Genomic DNA, 15,598 nt, shown 5'->3' with positions numbered 1-15,598 from the left:
TTAATGAAGCTTAGATTGTTTGTCATTACCTTAATATTAGTCACATCTGCATGCAGTCAACAGAAAGAAGAATACACTCACGGAGGTTTGACTAAAGATTATAAAGATGTGTCTGAATATAAGTCTAAACATGAACTAGAAAAGGCTGCAAAAGCAAATGATGCTGAGGCTATTTTTGTATTGGCATCTATGTATGCCACAGGCGAAGGTGAAAAATTTGATCAAAAGAAAGCATTAGAACTATTTGAGAAATCTGCACAATTAGGCTCCTCAAATGCCATGCTTCAATTAGGACTGATTTATCGAAATGGCAATCAAGTTGTAAAAAAGGATGATCAAAAAGCTTTAATGTGGTTTGAAGAAGGAGCTAAAAAAGGAAACCCTTCCGCAATTCACAATGTTGGGCTGGCATATTACAAAGGTTTAAATGTAAAACAGGATAGAGCAAAAGCGTTTACATATTTTATTCGATCTGCTGAGTTAGGACTCATACAATCCCAGACAGTAGTTGCTGCTCAATTATATGGTGGGGATGGCGTTAAAAAGGATATCAAAGCATCTTTTAAATGGATATTAAAAGCTGCTGAACAGGGAGATATTGAGTCACAAAACAATGTAGGTTTGGCTTATGAGCGAGGTGAGGGGGTAGAGCAAGATCCACTTAAAGCACTTGTTTGGTTTAAGCGTGCGGCTGATCATGGACATGCGTTAGCGCAATATAATACTGCTCTTAAATATTATAATGGTGCAGGTATGAAACAAAATTTAGATGAGTCAATACGATATGCAGAAATGGCTGTACGCAATGGAAATAAGGCTGGAATAGAGTTGTTATTTAATATTTATTCGGATGATAGTAGTTCAAGATATAATCCTGAGAAAGCTAATTATTGGAAGTCTAAAATCTAAATTTATACTTAAATAAAAGGCTCTTTTGAATAGAAGAGCCTTTACAAACTTAAAAATCGCAATATCCTTTAAAAATATAAAGTCAAATAGTTTAATTTTCTTGATATCGAATATGGTTTTGGGTTATGCAAGAGCTTGACCCTAAAGGAAAGATGGTTATTTACAAATCTATGGGCTTTATTGGTTCTACTTGCTCTCACAAAGTGAAATGAAAAATATACTAAATAGACCGATTAGTCTTGACAATTTTATTTTTATTAATTTTGAGTTTCTACTTTCATAAATTTGAAATGTATCTTTTACAATCATTTAATTCGTTTATCTTTTAAATTAAATAAAATCTTTTTAAGAAAATGTTTCATAAATCTTAACTAAGTGATATTTATGATAATTTTTGGTTTAGTTTTAATTTTAATTTAATTGTTGAAATTCAACAACTTATTTTTAATTACAAAAAATAACAATATTATGTTTTTATAAGAATAACTTTATTAAGCTATATTTTATAAGCATCTTAACTATTTACTTTTAGTTTAAGTTGATATGATTTTTATATAAAATATGTTTGTTTATATGATAAACTGTGCCTAAATTTTTTGAATATAAGGTTTTTAGACTGATTTTTTAATGTTTTAAGAATATTAACTTTTCGGTAAAGCCTTGAATAAATAAGAAAACAGAGGAATGAAAGTTGTGTTGAAACGAAGTATTTTGATACTTTTTCTGACTGGAAACATTATCGGTCTATCATATGCTCAAGCAGCAGAACTAGAGCCTGTAAAACTTAAAAAAAGTTGTATTAAGAAGAACCCTCTAGCAGAAGGTCAAAATGATCCTGAGCTATTGAATATTTTTAAACAAGTTTGTGATAGCGATAATGCAACTCAAAAAAATGATTTATTAGCTAAAGCTGCTATGCGGTTTTATCAAACCAATCAACCAGTTAAAGCATTGAATTTAGCAAGTCAATTGCAAAGTCAAAATATACGCGGTTCATTAATAACAGATGTCTTGTTTTTATCCGGTGTGAGCATTGCAAATAACTCTTTACAGCAAATGCGTACTCAGGAACTGAGATATTTAAGCAATGATGTGACTTATCCTCCTGCAAAGCAGTTAATTGAAAATATTCATACTGCCATGCCTGCCCCGGACCCATCGAGCTTTAAAGCTAGTTCAGAAAGTAGCTCAGATGATAACGAAAAAAGAAGTTATAAAAAACAGTATGTAACGCGTAATAAAGCGAGTACTTCTAGAACGTCAAATAAACGAGTATCAAGCCCAGCAAAGACGACTACAGTAAAACCTAAAGCTGCACCTGCAGCCACTGTTAATAAATCAAAAAGTTCGCCTTTTGACCCTTTAATTAAATAATCCGGAATAGAATCTTATGGCTAAGAGAGAGAGCGTACAAAAGAAGCTTCAGCGAATTCGACCTCCACGTGTTCAGCTTACATATGATGTCGAAATTGGTGATGCAAAAGAAGCGAAAGAACTACCATTCGTTGTGGGTGTGATGGGTGATTTTTCGGCTGCATCTGAGCTTGAGCGTACAAAATTAAAAGATAAAAAATTCATTAATGTTGATTTAGATAATATTGATGAAGTTATGGAGTCATTATCTCCAAGAGCTGCTTTTCAGGTAGATAATACGTTGACAGAAGAGGGCGGTAAGATCGCTGTTGATTTAACATTTAAGTCAATGGAAGATTTTCGTCCAGAAAATGTAGTTCAACAGGTTGATCCATTAAAGAAACTTGTGGAAGCTCGTGAGCGTTTAACTGACTTAAGAAACAAAATTTCTAACAGTGAACGTTTAGAAGACTTACTTGATGAAGTTCTTAAAAATACAGATCAGATTCGTAAATTAAGTGCGGAGGCTGATCATGAATAATACTCAATCTGCAGCAATGCCTCTTGTTGAAAATGAACAGGTTAATCTCTTAGACTCGATTGTCGAAGAAAGTCGTATTGCCCGAAATGAAGAAGAACATTCACGTGCAAAAAGCTTAATCGGTGAGCTTGCTAAAGAAGTAATGGCAGGAACAATTACCGTTTCTGAAAATATGACTTTATCAATTGATAAGCGTATTGCAGAAATTGATGCGCTGATTTCAAGTCAATTAAGTCAGATCATGCACAATGAACAATTCCAAAAAATTGAGTCAACTTGGCGTGGTCTCTATTATTTCTGTCAAGAGACACCATCTAACCCTCTTATTAAAATTCGTATGTTAAATACGACTAAGAAAGAGTTGGTAAAAGATTTCCAGGGCGCTACAGACTTCGATCAAAGCACCTTGTTCAAAAAAATCTATGAGGAAGAATACGGGTCTTTTGGTGGTGCACCATATTCAGCGCTCATTGGTGATTTTGAATTCGACCGTACGCCTTCTGATATGTATTTGCTTGAGCAAATCTCTCATGTTGCTGCAGCTGCTCATGCGCCATTTATTTCGGCCGCTAGCCCAAGCATTCTTGGTCTAGAGTCATTTACAGATATTGATCGTCCTAGAGATGTTTCAAAAATCTTTGAAACAGCTGAATATGTACAATGGCGTTCATTCCGTGACAGTGAAGATGCTCGTTATGTTGCTTTAACCTTGCCACATGTGCTTGGTCGTCTTCCTTATCATCCAAAGGAAGGAACAGCTACTGAAGGCTTCAACTTTGCTGAAGATGTTTCAGGCGCAAACCACAATGAATATTTGTGGATGAATGCTGCTTATGCTTTCGGTACTCGTTTAACAAATGCATTTGATATGCATGGTTGGTGTGCTGCAATTCGTGGTGTTGAGGGTGGTGGTTTAGTCGAAGGCTTGCCTGTACACACTTTTAAAACACAAGATGGCGAAGTGGTATTTAAATGCCCAACCGAAATTGCAATCACTGATCGCCGTGAAAAAGAATTAAGCGATTTAGGCTTTATTCCTTTAGTGCATTGTAAAAACACTGATTACGCTGCTTTCTTTGGCGCGCAATCAACTCAAAAACCTAAAAAATATGACAATGATACAGCAAATGCTAACTCTGCTTTATCGAGTCAAATTCAGTACATCATGGCCGTTTCACGCATTGCTCATTATTTAAAAGCAATGATGAGAGATAAAGTGGGTAGCTTTGCTTCTGCTGGAAATGTTGAAGCATTCTTAAATGAGTGGTTGTCACAGTATGTATTACTTGACGATGGCGCTTCTCAAGAAGCAAAAGCTCAATACCCTCTACGTGAAGCGTCTGTAAAAGTTGTAGAAGACCCTGCTCAACCAGGTCACTACAAATCTGTGGTTTTCTTGCGACCACACTTCCAGCTGGACGAGTTGTCAGTTTCTTTACGACTTGTCACTGAGTTACCTCAGTCCTCAAATTAATAAAGGTCAGCGAAAGAATAACTTTAAATTACAAATAGGAAAGTTCTAAATGAAAGATATATACGTTGAGTTTCGCGGTAAATACAAAGTTGATGGAGAGTCTCGTGACTCTGAGCACAAAGGCTGGTTAGAAGTTAACTCTTGGTCTCATAACATTCGTCAACCTAAATCTGCTACTTCAAGTAGTGTTGGTGGTCATACTGCTGAACGTGTTGAACATTCAGATATGGTTTTTGTTAAAGATCTAGATGCAACTAGCCCGAAATTATGGGAAGCATGTTCAGCTGGTTATACATTTGATGAAGTACAAATTGACTTCTACCGTGCAAATGGTGATAAGCGCATCAAGTACTTACAAATCAAATTGAAGCATGTTCTAGTTTCTAGTGTAACTCCAACAGTTAATGAAGAAGGTGTTCCAACAGAAGCGTTTGGTTTGAAATACGCAGCTGTTGAATGGACTTACAATCAACAAGATATTAACGGTACTGCTAAAGGTGCTGTTACTAAGAAATGGTCACTTTCTAACAATACTGCTTCTTACGCAGCGTAATTGTTTAAGTGAATATTTGGTGGAGGCTGACTTAAAGTTAGCCTCTGCTGTCTTTAAGCATGCTTGTTGTGAACTCGAATGAATTTAGATCGGCTTTATCCATATGGATTTCGTTCAACTTTGTTTGACCGCTTAATTCCTGAAAGTGAAGATTATGCAAAAGGTCTTTCTATTCAGCAATTAAGAGAATCGGTAGCAAAAGATTTAGAAGACTTACTTAACAGTCGAGTCGCTAAATTGGATCATGTAGTTGATGATTACCCGCTAGTTAAAAAATCTATACTTCAGTTCGGTATTATTGATTTTGTGGGGCTATCTACAGCCAATCCGCTAGATCGTGACAAGATTTGCCAATCTATTGAACAGTCAATTGCAGCTCATGAACCTCGGTTAAGACAAATACGGGTAGAGATGTTGTTGGATGGGCACAATATGGGGGCATTGTGTTTAAGCATTCAGGCGTATCTAAATATTCATCCACTGTATGAACCTGTCGTTTTTGATGCATTGTTAAAACCGACAACGCAGCAATATGTAATTTCAGCGAGAACCTAGGCATAGTGGGTGTGTTGTGATAGAAGAGCTTTTACCTTTTTACGAAAAACAACTACAGGAATTTGGTCAGCAATCTCGTGAATTTGCTCAAAAATATCCGAAAATTGCTCAGCGTTTATCTTTAAATCAAGAGCAGATTGATGACCCGCATATCGAACGTCTTATACAGGCATTTTCATTAATTTCTGCTCGTATTGATAAGAAACTTGCTGATAGTTATGACGTATTTACACGTTCTTTATTTGAGGTGATGTTCCCTCAATACTTACGTCATTTTCCGGCTTGTTCAGTAATAAGCTTTGAAGATATAAATAAAATAAAACAGCTCACAGAAGCGCATATTGTTCCTGCACACACAGTTTTGAAGTCTCGCAGTTTTAAAGGCGTTCAGTGTGAGTTTAATACCACGCAAGAAGTCAAATTACTCCCGATAAGCTTGCAAGCGCTAGAATTCAAAAGTACACCTAGTGCCCATATGCATTTAAGTCAAAATGCGACTTTAACTTTTAAATTTGAAATTTTTAATCATGCTCATGTATGTTTAATAAATGAAAAACTACCTATTTATTTAGATGCAATTTCTAATTTTCCACTTCAAGTACTAGACAGTATTTTTAAGAAGGGAACATCTTTTGCCATTAAAGTAGGGCAGAAAATTGTTGAACTAGATAAAAATCCATTTGAGTTAACAGGTTTTTCCGAGCAAGAAAGTTTGTTGCCACTGGATCAGCATACTCATCATGCTTATCGTTTGCTGATGGAGTATTTTTGTTTTCCTGAAAAATTTAATTATCTAAAACTTGATTTAGGTTTTTTAAAGCGCTTATCTCTAGAAGATAGTAATTTTGAGCTGCTTATACATTTTAAATTAAATTTAAATGATCAAGCTGTAGTGCGAAATTATTCTGAATTAAATGTCGCTAATTTTAAATTGTTTACTACACCAGTTATTAATTTATTTGAAAAATACGCTGAACCACAAAAAATTGTACATAAGCAATTAGAATATCCGCTAATTACAGATGCTCATCATCCTGAGTTTTATCAGGTGTATTCAATTACTGAAATGAATATGGTTCGTGAAAAAACGAGTCAAGAAGAAAGCTATGTTCCGGTGCTGCCTTTTTTTGCCATGAGTCATTATCATGCTGACACAGCACGTTTTTTCTATTCTGTAAACTATCAAAACCTGCAGCCCAATTTTGTCGAAATGGGGTATTCAATTATTTCTAAAAATTTAAATCCTTCGTCAACACGTTCGGATTTTATTAGCACAAAACTATTATGCTCAAATCGTGACTTACCACATGAAGCATTAGGGCAATCTAATAATATATTAAACCTTAATGATAGTAGTTTGGCTCGCCGCGCTATTGTTTTAAAAAGACCTACGAAACCTTATCAATTTGGCCAAAGTCAGAGTGAGCAGTGGCGTGTTATTTCACACCTTTCATTAAATAGTTTAGCTTTAATGAAAGGTGATGCGGTATCTCATATTAAAGAGTTACTTGCTTTATATAATTTACCTTTATCAAAAGAAAATTATCTAATTATTGAATCAATCAAACATCTGGAATTTTCACTTACTCACAAACTTGTTGATGGAAAGCCATTTCCAATGTTTGTAAGAGGAGTAAAGGCAGAGTTACAAATTGATTCATCGGTATTTAGAGGTCATAGCCTATACATTTTTAGTCAGTTATTGAGTCGTGTTTTTAATTTAAAGGTTCAAATTAATAGTTTTGTTGATTTGGTGGTTAAGGATTATTCATCTCAGCAGGAGTTATACCAATGCAGTCAGAACGTTGGTGGCAAGACTCTTCTGTAACAGCTGAGCTCTTTACAAAGCCAAAGTCTTTTGAGTTTATCCAAGCAACACGGCTATTAAGACATGATTCAAGTCGTACAGTTAGTTCATCTTGGAGTGATCATTTTAAGTTTGAGACATCCTTTAATTTAAATTTTCCTGCTACAGAGATTGAAAATTTAGAATTAACGGACGAGCGGATTTATATTACGAATTTAATCGTTGGTCTTACGGGCATACAAGGTGCTTTACCTTATACGTATACGAATAAGATTAAGCAAGCTCCGCGTCAGCAACGAGCTGAGACTAAAGAGTTTCTAAGCTTATTTAATCATAAGCTTACTGCTCAATATGTAGATTCTAGTATTACTTATAATCTACCGATTAGATATGAGATAGAACATAAAAATGACTATTTAGATATTCTGCATGCTTTGAATGGTTATGTGCGTTCGCAGCATCAACAAGCTGATCTTGATGAATATTTTGCAGAATTTTCAGGATTAATGCAGGGGCAAAATAATACAGTTCATGCATTAAAAACGATGCTGTCGTGTATTTTTAAACATGAAATTACGATTAAAGAATTTGTACAAGAATCCTTTAAGTTAGCGAGTGATCAGTTAACAACTTTAGGTGGAAGTCAGCCGAGTCTACTTGGTGTTAATACTTTTTGTGGGGAAACCATTCAGCAGATTGATGGAAAAATTGAAATTCAAATTGGGCCATTAAAACGTCAGCAATATCTCAGTTTCTTACCAAATCAAGAGTTAAGTTTAAAGCTTAAAAAGCTCGTGGAAACTTGGTGTAGTCCAACTTTATCAATAGATTTACGGCTTATCTTGGATGAATCAGAAATACAACCCATCTGCTTAACTCTCAATAACGAGAGTGGTTTAGGGCAGGGTTCTTTTCTCATATCACGACAACCAAAAGTACATAACCATGAAACTTGCTATAGCCTTATTGGAGAGAAAATATGATTAAAAAAATATTACTCTCATTCATTGCTATTTTTTCATTGGTTAGTGGAATTATTATTTTCTACTGGCGTGATGTTCAATATAATCCCGATAAAGGAGATTTTTTTCTTTATTTCTTGCTGCTACCTGCAGTTATTACCTTGGTGATCTTATCGCCATGGTTAATTTATAGCGCTTATACAACGTATAAAGACAAAAAAGAGCAAGCTATAAATCAAGATAAAGATGATGCTAGTCAAAAACAAAACACAGTAGCTGATCAACCATTAGAACAGCTAGACTTTAATATTTACTCTGCTTTTGCTTTACATGCATTAGGTGAGAATGAAAGCATTATTGAGCAGCTACAAAACTTTAAAAGCCCAGAGCTGGATGATCAACTGTTAAATTCTTACGGATTGCCTATTTTATCTTACCGTATTAAAGATTTGGATGAAGAGAATCGTGAGGAGAGCGAATATGCTTCTCCACGACAAGTTCGTATGATGTCATTAATAAGACAGCAACTCGAACAAAATATAGAAAATTTATATCTTCTAGCTGAGCATTTAAAGCGTTCAACATTATTTTATGAGTTGCAACAAGCCCGTGAATATCATATGCATCCAGCATGGGTAGATCCCGACTCTGAATATGACGATGTTGAAATGCCGATCGTAGAAGTTTATCGCTTAAATCGCTTAAATCTTCACATCCTTCTTTCGGAGGATTTGTTACATATCTGGAATGATGACCACAGTAATGAATTAATTTTAGAGTTTTTTACTGAAATTGGTATTTCTGCTCAAAAAATCCATATTGAATATCATTTTTTTGGAGAGCAACTGGCTTACCAAGAGTTAATGCATTTATTAAAGGGTATTCATAAAAGAGAGCATGAGATGTTCTTTTTGGTCGTGGCCGATTCGGAAATTGATCAAGATCTAATTGATGAAAAATCTTGGATGATTAAAGATTATATTCCTGCTGAATTTGCAGCAAGCTGTTTACTCGCAGATCCTTTAGTAAAAATTCAAGAATTAGAACCGACTAAAGCACTGAAAGTGGTAGTAGGTCAACAAGATACAGCGAAGCTTTTTAATAATTTTGAATTTAATGATTTACCTCAGCATGAAGGTGATGAGCCTTATGTACTGATTTTGTCAGATCAGACCGATATAAAAGTTTCGAAGAAATTGCAGCAACACTTTCTTCAAACGCCTGTAGAACCGCATCACTATATTTATGTGAAATCTTCATTAGGGCATACCCAAAATTTAGCTGATATTTATGGCTTTATGCTGAGCATGCATTTCCCTGAACATATCATTCCTATTGTCTTTGGAGAAAATACGGTGTCAGCACATACGTTTGTGCAGAGTATCACTGAAAACTCAGAAGATGATGCGATGGTGTTGAATAACTAATTTAAACTTTGGACTTAGAACGAGAATAGAATGCATACAATTTTAGGCTACTTGTGGCAGTACATCACGAATCCTAAAGCAATTATCGCCTTGTCATTGTTCGTGGCATTGATGTCTTCATATACTTCAATTCCTCGTCATATATTCTGGGCTTTAGCAACTGCCTATGCTTTGGGTCTTATTGTTTATGGTATCTATTGGCTTATTCAACGAAGAAAGCATGCTGCTCAAGGTGAAGAGTTAGCTGAGGCGATCGAAAAAGATAACCAAGCTGAATATGGCAAAAATAAAGATAAAGAAGAGCTTCAGCTAGTTAGTCAACAAATGAAAGAATCAATTCAACTGATTCGTAAATCTAAGTTGGGTGATAAAAAAGGGAATGCTGCATTATATGAGCTTCCTTGGTATATGGTTATTGGTAACCCAGCCGCAGGTAAAAGTTCAGCTATTTATAACTCTGGTTTAAAGTTTCCTTTTGAAGAAACACATCAGAAAATGGTATCTGCTGGCTTAAGTGGTACTCGAAATTGTGACTGGTTCTTCTCTACAGAAGGTATTTTGCTCGATACAGCGGGCCGTTATTCTGTTTATAGCGAAGATCATTCTGAGTGGTTAGGTTTCTTAAATATTTTAAAAAAGAACCGTTCTAAAGCACCAGTTAATGGTTTGATTCTAATTGTTAGTATTGCTGAGCTAATTAGTCAAAGTCCTGAAAACTCATTAAAGCTTGCTAAAAATTTACGTGCTCGTATTCAAGATCTAACCGAACGTCTAGAAGTGGTTGTACCTGTTTATTTAGTCTTTTCAAAAATGGATTTGATTGCAGGTTTTACTGAGTTTTTTGAGTTTTATGAAGCTCAAGAATATAACCAAGCTTGGGGAGCAACGCTTCCATATGAGCAAAATTCTTCTCATAACGCAGTAGATTTGTTCGAAAAACATTACACTATTCTTTATGATGGTCTAAAAGGGGTAAGTTCGACTCATTTAAGTCGCCGTCATTCGCAAAATATCTCACCAAGTGTAATGACTTTCCCATTAGAATTTAAAACATTAAAACCAGCTTTAAAAAGCTTTATTGGTACACTTTTTGAAGATAACCCATATCAATTTCAACCTGTTTTCCGTGGGTTTTACTTCACCAGTGCTTTGCAGGAAGGTGTAATTGAAAGTCCAATGACTGAACAAATTGCACAAGAATTCCAGCTGACTCAAATTGCTCAAAATGATTTAAAAGACCACTCAAAAATTACTCCTAACCATGGCTATTTCTTAAATGGTCTATTTTCAGATGTTATTTTAAAAGATAAAGATCTTGTTAAGCAGCATGTAAATACGGGCAGAAAACGTCAACGTTATATTGCATTTATTGGTGCTTTAGCAGGTGTTTCAATAATTTTGGGTGTATGGGTTTGGTCTTATCGTAATAACCAGCAATTAATTGGTGAAGTTCAAGCAGATTTAAATAAAGTCGTTCAATTAGAAAGAGCCTCTGGTCAGCAACTGTCTACCCAATTAGAAGCTTTGCTGATTCTTCAAAGACGTTTACAGCAGTTAGATGAGTTTGATGAAAATAGACCACTTAAGTTTAGTTTTGGTTTATATCAGGGCAATGAGCTTCGTGAAAAGTTAAAAGCTGAATATTTAAAAGGTGTTAAACAGATTGTGTTAACACCAACACAGCAAAATATTGCTCAATATTTGCAACGTGTAAAAAATAATGAAGCAACATTAAAAGCAAACCACACGAATGTTGAGATCAAGCAAACTGCTCAATCTCAACAATATTTGGAACCTTCAGATACCAACCCTCAAGATGCTTATAATGCATTAAAAGCATATTTAATGATGAGCAATCCGCAATATATGGATGCTAGTCATCTAAGCGATCAGGTTACGCGTTTCTGGCGTTCTTGGTTAGATGCAAATAAGGGTCAAATGCCGCGTGCAGATATGATTCAAGAAGCTGAACAGATCTTGTCGTATGCAATGACCTTAGCAAATGATAAACAATTCCCAGTTTTAGAAGCAGATTCGCAAATTGTTGATCAAACACGTCAAGTATTGCTCTCTGTTGTTAGAGGGATGCCAGCGCGTGATCGTGTTTATAACGAAATAAAAATGCGTGCTGCGGTACGTTTCCCAGCGCTGACTGTAAGTCAGATTGTGGGTGAGGCAAATAAAAATATTGTATTGGGTAGTTATGCATTACCTGGCGTATTTACCCAAAAAGCTTGGAATGACTATGTAGAAAAAGCAATTGAGGAAGCTGCAGATAAGCCAACAGACAGTAAAGACTGGGTGTTAAATAGTCGACAATCTGATGATTTAACTTTCTCGGGTAGTCCAGAGCAAATTAGAAAGCAGCTAACAGCGCTTTATAAGCAAGAATACATTGCTGAATGGAGAAAATTCTTAAGTGGTATTCATTATGCTAAAGCTGGCCAATTTGCTCAGCAAGTAAAAAATATTGATGTTTTAGGTGAACCGCAAAACTCTCCAATTAGAACATTAATTGAAAGAGTTGCAGTCGAAACAAATTGGGATAATCCGGTTGTTCAAGCTGAGCTTGCAGCTCCACAAAAAGGATTTATTGCATGGTTTAAACGTAAAGTTTTAAATCATGATGACAAGCAAGTTGCTAATCAAGTGGCAAACAATGCCCAAGGCGCTATTTCTCAAGAATACCAAATGTTCTACCAGTTGGTTCGCAAACGCGATGATCAACAAGGTAAATCATTGCTTGATGAATATATGACAAATTTAGCACTCGTTCGTAGTAAGTTTAATGAGCTTAAAAATGCGGGTGAAATTGGACCTAATGCAATGACATTAGTCAAGCAAACCCTTAATGAGCAAACGTCAGTATTTAACCAAACTCAAAAAATTGTAGATGAAAAAATGGCGGTTGGTTTCAATGAAATTGATCAGCGGTTACTGCAAAAATTAGTAGTTAGCCCACTTACGCAGGCTTTTGAGAGTTTAATTATACCTACACAAGACGAAATTAATAAATTATGGGTAATGCAAGCCTATCAACCATTTACAGCAAATCTTGCTAAGAAATATCCATTTAATTCATCAGCTTCTTTACAAGCAACAAGTAGTGAAATTGGTCAAATCTTGGGTGAGAACGGTAGTATTTCTCGCTTTGTAAAAGAAAGTCTTGATCCATTTGTGATTCGTCGTGGGTATACGTTAACGTCTAAAACTTGGAAAGATTTAGGCATTAGTTTAAATCCTCAATTCGTTATGAATTTCCAAAGATATGTTGCACCAGCCAATGGTATGGCAACTGGTGAGTTGAATGCTCAAGCGCAAGCTGCTCCAGCAACCAACCAATCGAACTTCCAGTTCTACCCAATTCCAAACCCGCAATTGCTTTCATATACCGTTGATATTGATGGTCAGCGTATGACCTATGAAAACGGTGTTCAGCAGTGGGTTAACTTCATTTGGCCAAACCAAGGCAGTATTCCAGGTGCTCGTATTACCGCTGTAGATTTACAAGGCCAAACACATACAATTTTTGATGAACCAGGTGAGTACGGTATTAACCGTTTAATTGATAGTGCTCAACGTAAGGAACAAAATGGCGGATTTGAAATGCTTTGGCGTAGTAAAACTGATCCATCATTATTTGTAAAAATGAATTTCCGTCTAATTAGCAGTAATTCAGGCAGTATTGGTTCAAGCCGTGGTTATGCAGGTATGCAACTGGTTGATAAAGTCACTGCCGACAAAGCAGCTCGTGTGGTGTCTGCTCAGCAAGCTCCAGCTCAAGCTACTCCAGCAAGAACTGAAAATCCTGTTTCAGCACTTGCTCAGCCTTCTGCGGGAGTTAAACCATGACATGGAAAATAACCTCTATGCGAAAGGAGGAGCAATAATGCAAACATTAAAAACAACTCCTTTGTATTACGGCAAAAGTCCTGCACGAGGCGACTTTTTAAAAACAAAAGGTCAGAATGCTCTAATACAGTTGCTTGATCAGTGGATTGCTGAAGCATTGGAATACGCAATGCAATCAGGCAGCTTTAAAGAAGCTTATAACACGTTACCTTCACTGGATTTCTTTATTGCGAATCCGAAAGAAAATATGTTTTTAGCGGCAAATCTACTCGCAAGTGAAGATAGTTCAGGTCGATCTTTTCCAATGGTACTGAGCCATTTGTTAGAAATTGATTTACCGTATGATAATTTGTTGTATGCGCCCTATAGCTATAAACATGTACTCGTTGATTTGTTTCAAAACAATCGTGCTTTAAAAGGAATTAAAGATTCCGATCTGTTACTTGGAAAATTAGGTCACTTACAAAATCAAATTCAGGTTTTAACTGAACGCGAGTGTGTAGGTTTCTATGAAAATCATACGATGCACTCATTTGCTCAATTAATGAAGTTAAGTATTTATGAATTAGCTCAAAGTATGATTGGTCTAGGATTATTACTGCAGCCAATTTTACAAAATGGAACCAGTCGGTTAAATAAAGTTTTAATCTTACCTATTAATAATCCTGCTTACAGTTATGAAATAGCAGCATTTTGGGTCAGTATTATTTGCCGTTTTTTAAAAGAACATAATACTGAGGTGCTGATAGGTTTGCTACATCGAGAGCAACCCGTATTATTCTTCGGTTTTCAAGGGGCGGATATTTTAGCCCTTAGCGATATTTTTACTCAGAATATGGATAGTAAACACTGGGTTTCTTTAATAGAAGCACAATGGATTGATACTTATTTGGAGCAGAATGCTGGTTTAGCTACGCTAGAACAATCATTATGCCAACGCCAATTAAGTTTAAATCAAGGTTTAAAACTATTTAGACAGACTTTTTTGGGTGAATAATAATGAATCAACGATATCAAACTAAACTTTCACAGCTCATAAAAGGCTGTTTTATCTATGCAATCGCTAACTATGCTTTAGCTCAGCCGATTGTTGTAGAAGGAGTCGTTCCTAACGAGGCAAGTAAACAGGCCATCTTATTAAAAATGCAATCTGTTTATGGTGCTGATCAGGTTGTAGATAAAATACAAGTGAGACCCGTAGCTGCTCCAAATGGATGGAGTGATTCCGTGACTCGAGTGATTACTCCTGATCTTAAAAAGGTTTCACAAGGCAAGTTGAGTGTAAACGGTACACGTTTTGAGTTGAGTGGAAAAATGCTGAACCCAGCAGATATCCAGCCCACAATTCAATCTTTTCAAGGATTAGTGCAACCACCGTATCAACTGTATTCACAGTTATCAGTCAATCAGGCTGAGCAGAAAATCATTGATGATGCACTTAAAAATCGAATTATTGAGTTTGAATCTGGTAGCGCAGTTTTAACTGATGCGGGTCAAAAAATTCTTGATGAGATGGCTATTGCTTTAAATAAAGTAGGTGGTAAGAAAGTCAAAATCGTAGGACATACAGATAGTTCTGGTGATGCGACTAAAAACTTAAAACTTAGTCAAGATCGAGCATTGGCAGTTAAAAACTATTTGATTAGTAAGAGTATTCCTGCCGACCATTTATCTACAGAAGGTTTAGGTTCATCTAAGCCAGTTGCAGATAACACTTCTCCAGAAGGAAGAAAGAAAAACCGTCGGATTGAGTTTACTGTTCTATAAATATAAGGAGAAGAACATGGCTAGCCCTTACATTACGATTGGATGCCCAACAACTGGTGGAGGGCAAGTCATTTCAGGAAACAGTACATTTTTAATTGATGGAATTGCAATTGCCTGTGTAGGAGATAAGGCTACTTGTCCGTTACACAAAACGGTTTCTACGATTGTATCGGGAGACCCAAATATGCTTGTCATGGGAAAATCTGCAGCACGTGTAAATGATTCATTATCATGTGGCTGTAAATTATTGCCAAAACAGAGTTTAGTTAATCAAGGATAAGGGTAGAGATATTTTTATATAGATATAAATATCTACTAAAACATATTAACGCTTGAAATGATGAGTAGTTTGTCTGATAAAGCTGAATTTTGTTAATATACAGGCATTATGATTTTAA

At 35.7% G+C, this 15,598-nt stretch carries 13 protein-coding genes; all 13 read left to right on the top strand.

Features of this window, described 5'->3' with window-relative positions; translation table 11 throughout:
• Positions 1-3 precede the first annotated feature (3 nt).
• The 13 genes from AAC388_RS11485 to AAC388_RS11425 all read left to right on the top strand — a co-directional run bounded on the left by AAC388_RS11485 (position 4) and on the right by AAC388_RS11425 (position 15,480).
• On the top strand, positions 4-909 hold the full coding sequence (locus AAC388_RS11485) for a tetratricopeptide repeat protein (RefSeq protein ID WP_342370645.1): 906 nt from the start codon (positions 4-6) through the stop codon (positions 907-909).
• A 684-nt stretch (positions 910-1,593) separates the two neighbouring features.
• A complete protein-coding gene (locus tag AAC388_RS11480) occupies positions 1,594-2,283 on the top strand; it encodes a hypothetical protein (RefSeq protein WP_032013146.1) in 690 nt (229 codons plus the stop codon).
• 16 nt (positions 2,284-2,299) lie between these two features.
• Entirely contained in the window at positions 2,300-2,803 is a 504-nt protein-coding gene (tssB, locus tag AAC388_RS11475) for a type VI secretion system contractile sheath small subunit (protein WP_005041656.1), read from the top strand.
• Entirely contained in the window at positions 2,796-4,277 is a 1,482-nt protein-coding gene (tssC, locus tag AAC388_RS11470; RefSeq protein WP_032003316.1) for a type VI secretion system contractile sheath large subunit, read from the top strand. Before tssB ends, tssC begins: the two co-directional genes overlap by 8 nt.
• 49 nt (positions 4,278-4,326) lie before the next feature.
• The gene (locus AAC388_RS11465) at positions 4,327-4,830 is read left to right on the top strand and encodes a type VI secretion system tube protein Hcp (RefSeq protein WP_000653195.1); all 504 of its coding nucleotides are present in this window, start codon (positions 4,327-4,329) and stop codon (positions 4,828-4,830) included.
• Positions 4,831-4,908: 78 nt separating this feature from the next.
• On the top strand, positions 4,909-5,385 hold the full coding sequence (gene tssE / locus AAC388_RS11460; RefSeq protein WP_002048404.1) for a type VI secretion system baseplate subunit TssE: 477 nt from the start codon (positions 4,909-4,911) through the stop codon (positions 5,383-5,385).
• Between the two features lie 16 nt (positions 5,386-5,401).
• Positions 5,402-7,213: a type VI secretion system baseplate subunit TssF gene (gene tssF, locus AAC388_RS11455; protein ID WP_032063484.1), complete on the top strand. Its 1,812-nt coding sequence runs from the start codon at positions 5,402-5,404 to the stop codon at positions 7,211-7,213.
• Positions 7,177-8,175, top strand: coding sequence for a type VI secretion system baseplate subunit TssG (tssG, locus tag AAC388_RS11450; RefSeq protein ID WP_342370644.1), 999 nt, complete (start codon positions 7,177-7,179; stop codon positions 8,173-8,175). The genes tssF and tssG overlap by 37 nt, the downstream gene beginning before the upstream one ends.
• Positions 8,172-9,581, top strand: coding sequence for a hypothetical protein (locus AAC388_RS11445; protein ID WP_342370643.1), 1,410 nt, complete (start codon positions 8,172-8,174; stop codon positions 9,579-9,581). Before tssG ends, AAC388_RS11445 begins: the two co-directional genes overlap by 4 nt.
• A gap of 30 nt (positions 9,582-9,611) precedes the next feature.
• Positions 9,612-13,433: a type VI secretion system membrane subunit TssM gene (gene tssM / locus AAC388_RS11440; RefSeq protein WP_342370642.1), complete on the top strand. Its 3,822-nt coding sequence runs from the start codon at positions 9,612-9,614 to the stop codon at positions 13,431-13,433.
• Between the two features lie 37 nt (positions 13,434-13,470).
• Positions 13,471-14,430 carry a type VI secretion system-associated protein TagF gene (tagF, locus tag AAC388_RS11435; protein WP_336025734.1) on the top strand — a complete coding sequence of 320 codons (960 nt, stop codon included), beginning with the start codon at positions 13,471-13,473 and terminating at the stop codon, positions 14,428-14,430.
• Positions 14,431-14,432: 2 nt separating this feature from the next.
• Complete coding sequence (locus tag AAC388_RS11430) at positions 14,433-15,200, top strand: OmpA family protein (protein WP_032003320.1); 768 nt, start codon at positions 14,433-14,435, stop codon at positions 15,198-15,200.
• Between the two features lie 16 nt (positions 15,201-15,216).
• Entirely contained in the window at positions 15,217-15,480 is a 264-nt protein-coding gene (locus AAC388_RS11425; protein ID WP_004793184.1) for a PAAR domain-containing protein, read from the top strand.
• Positions 15,481-15,598 lie beyond the last annotated feature (118 nt).

This window comes from Acinetobacter sp. D009 (genome assembly GCF_038562025.1).
Taxonomy (GTDB): domain Bacteria; phylum Pseudomonadota; class Gammaproteobacteria; order Pseudomonadales; family Moraxellaceae; genus Acinetobacter; species Acinetobacter pittii.
The sequence above is the reverse complement of the archived record's forward strand: the minus strand, read 5'-3'. Positions and strand labels throughout refer to the sequence as shown.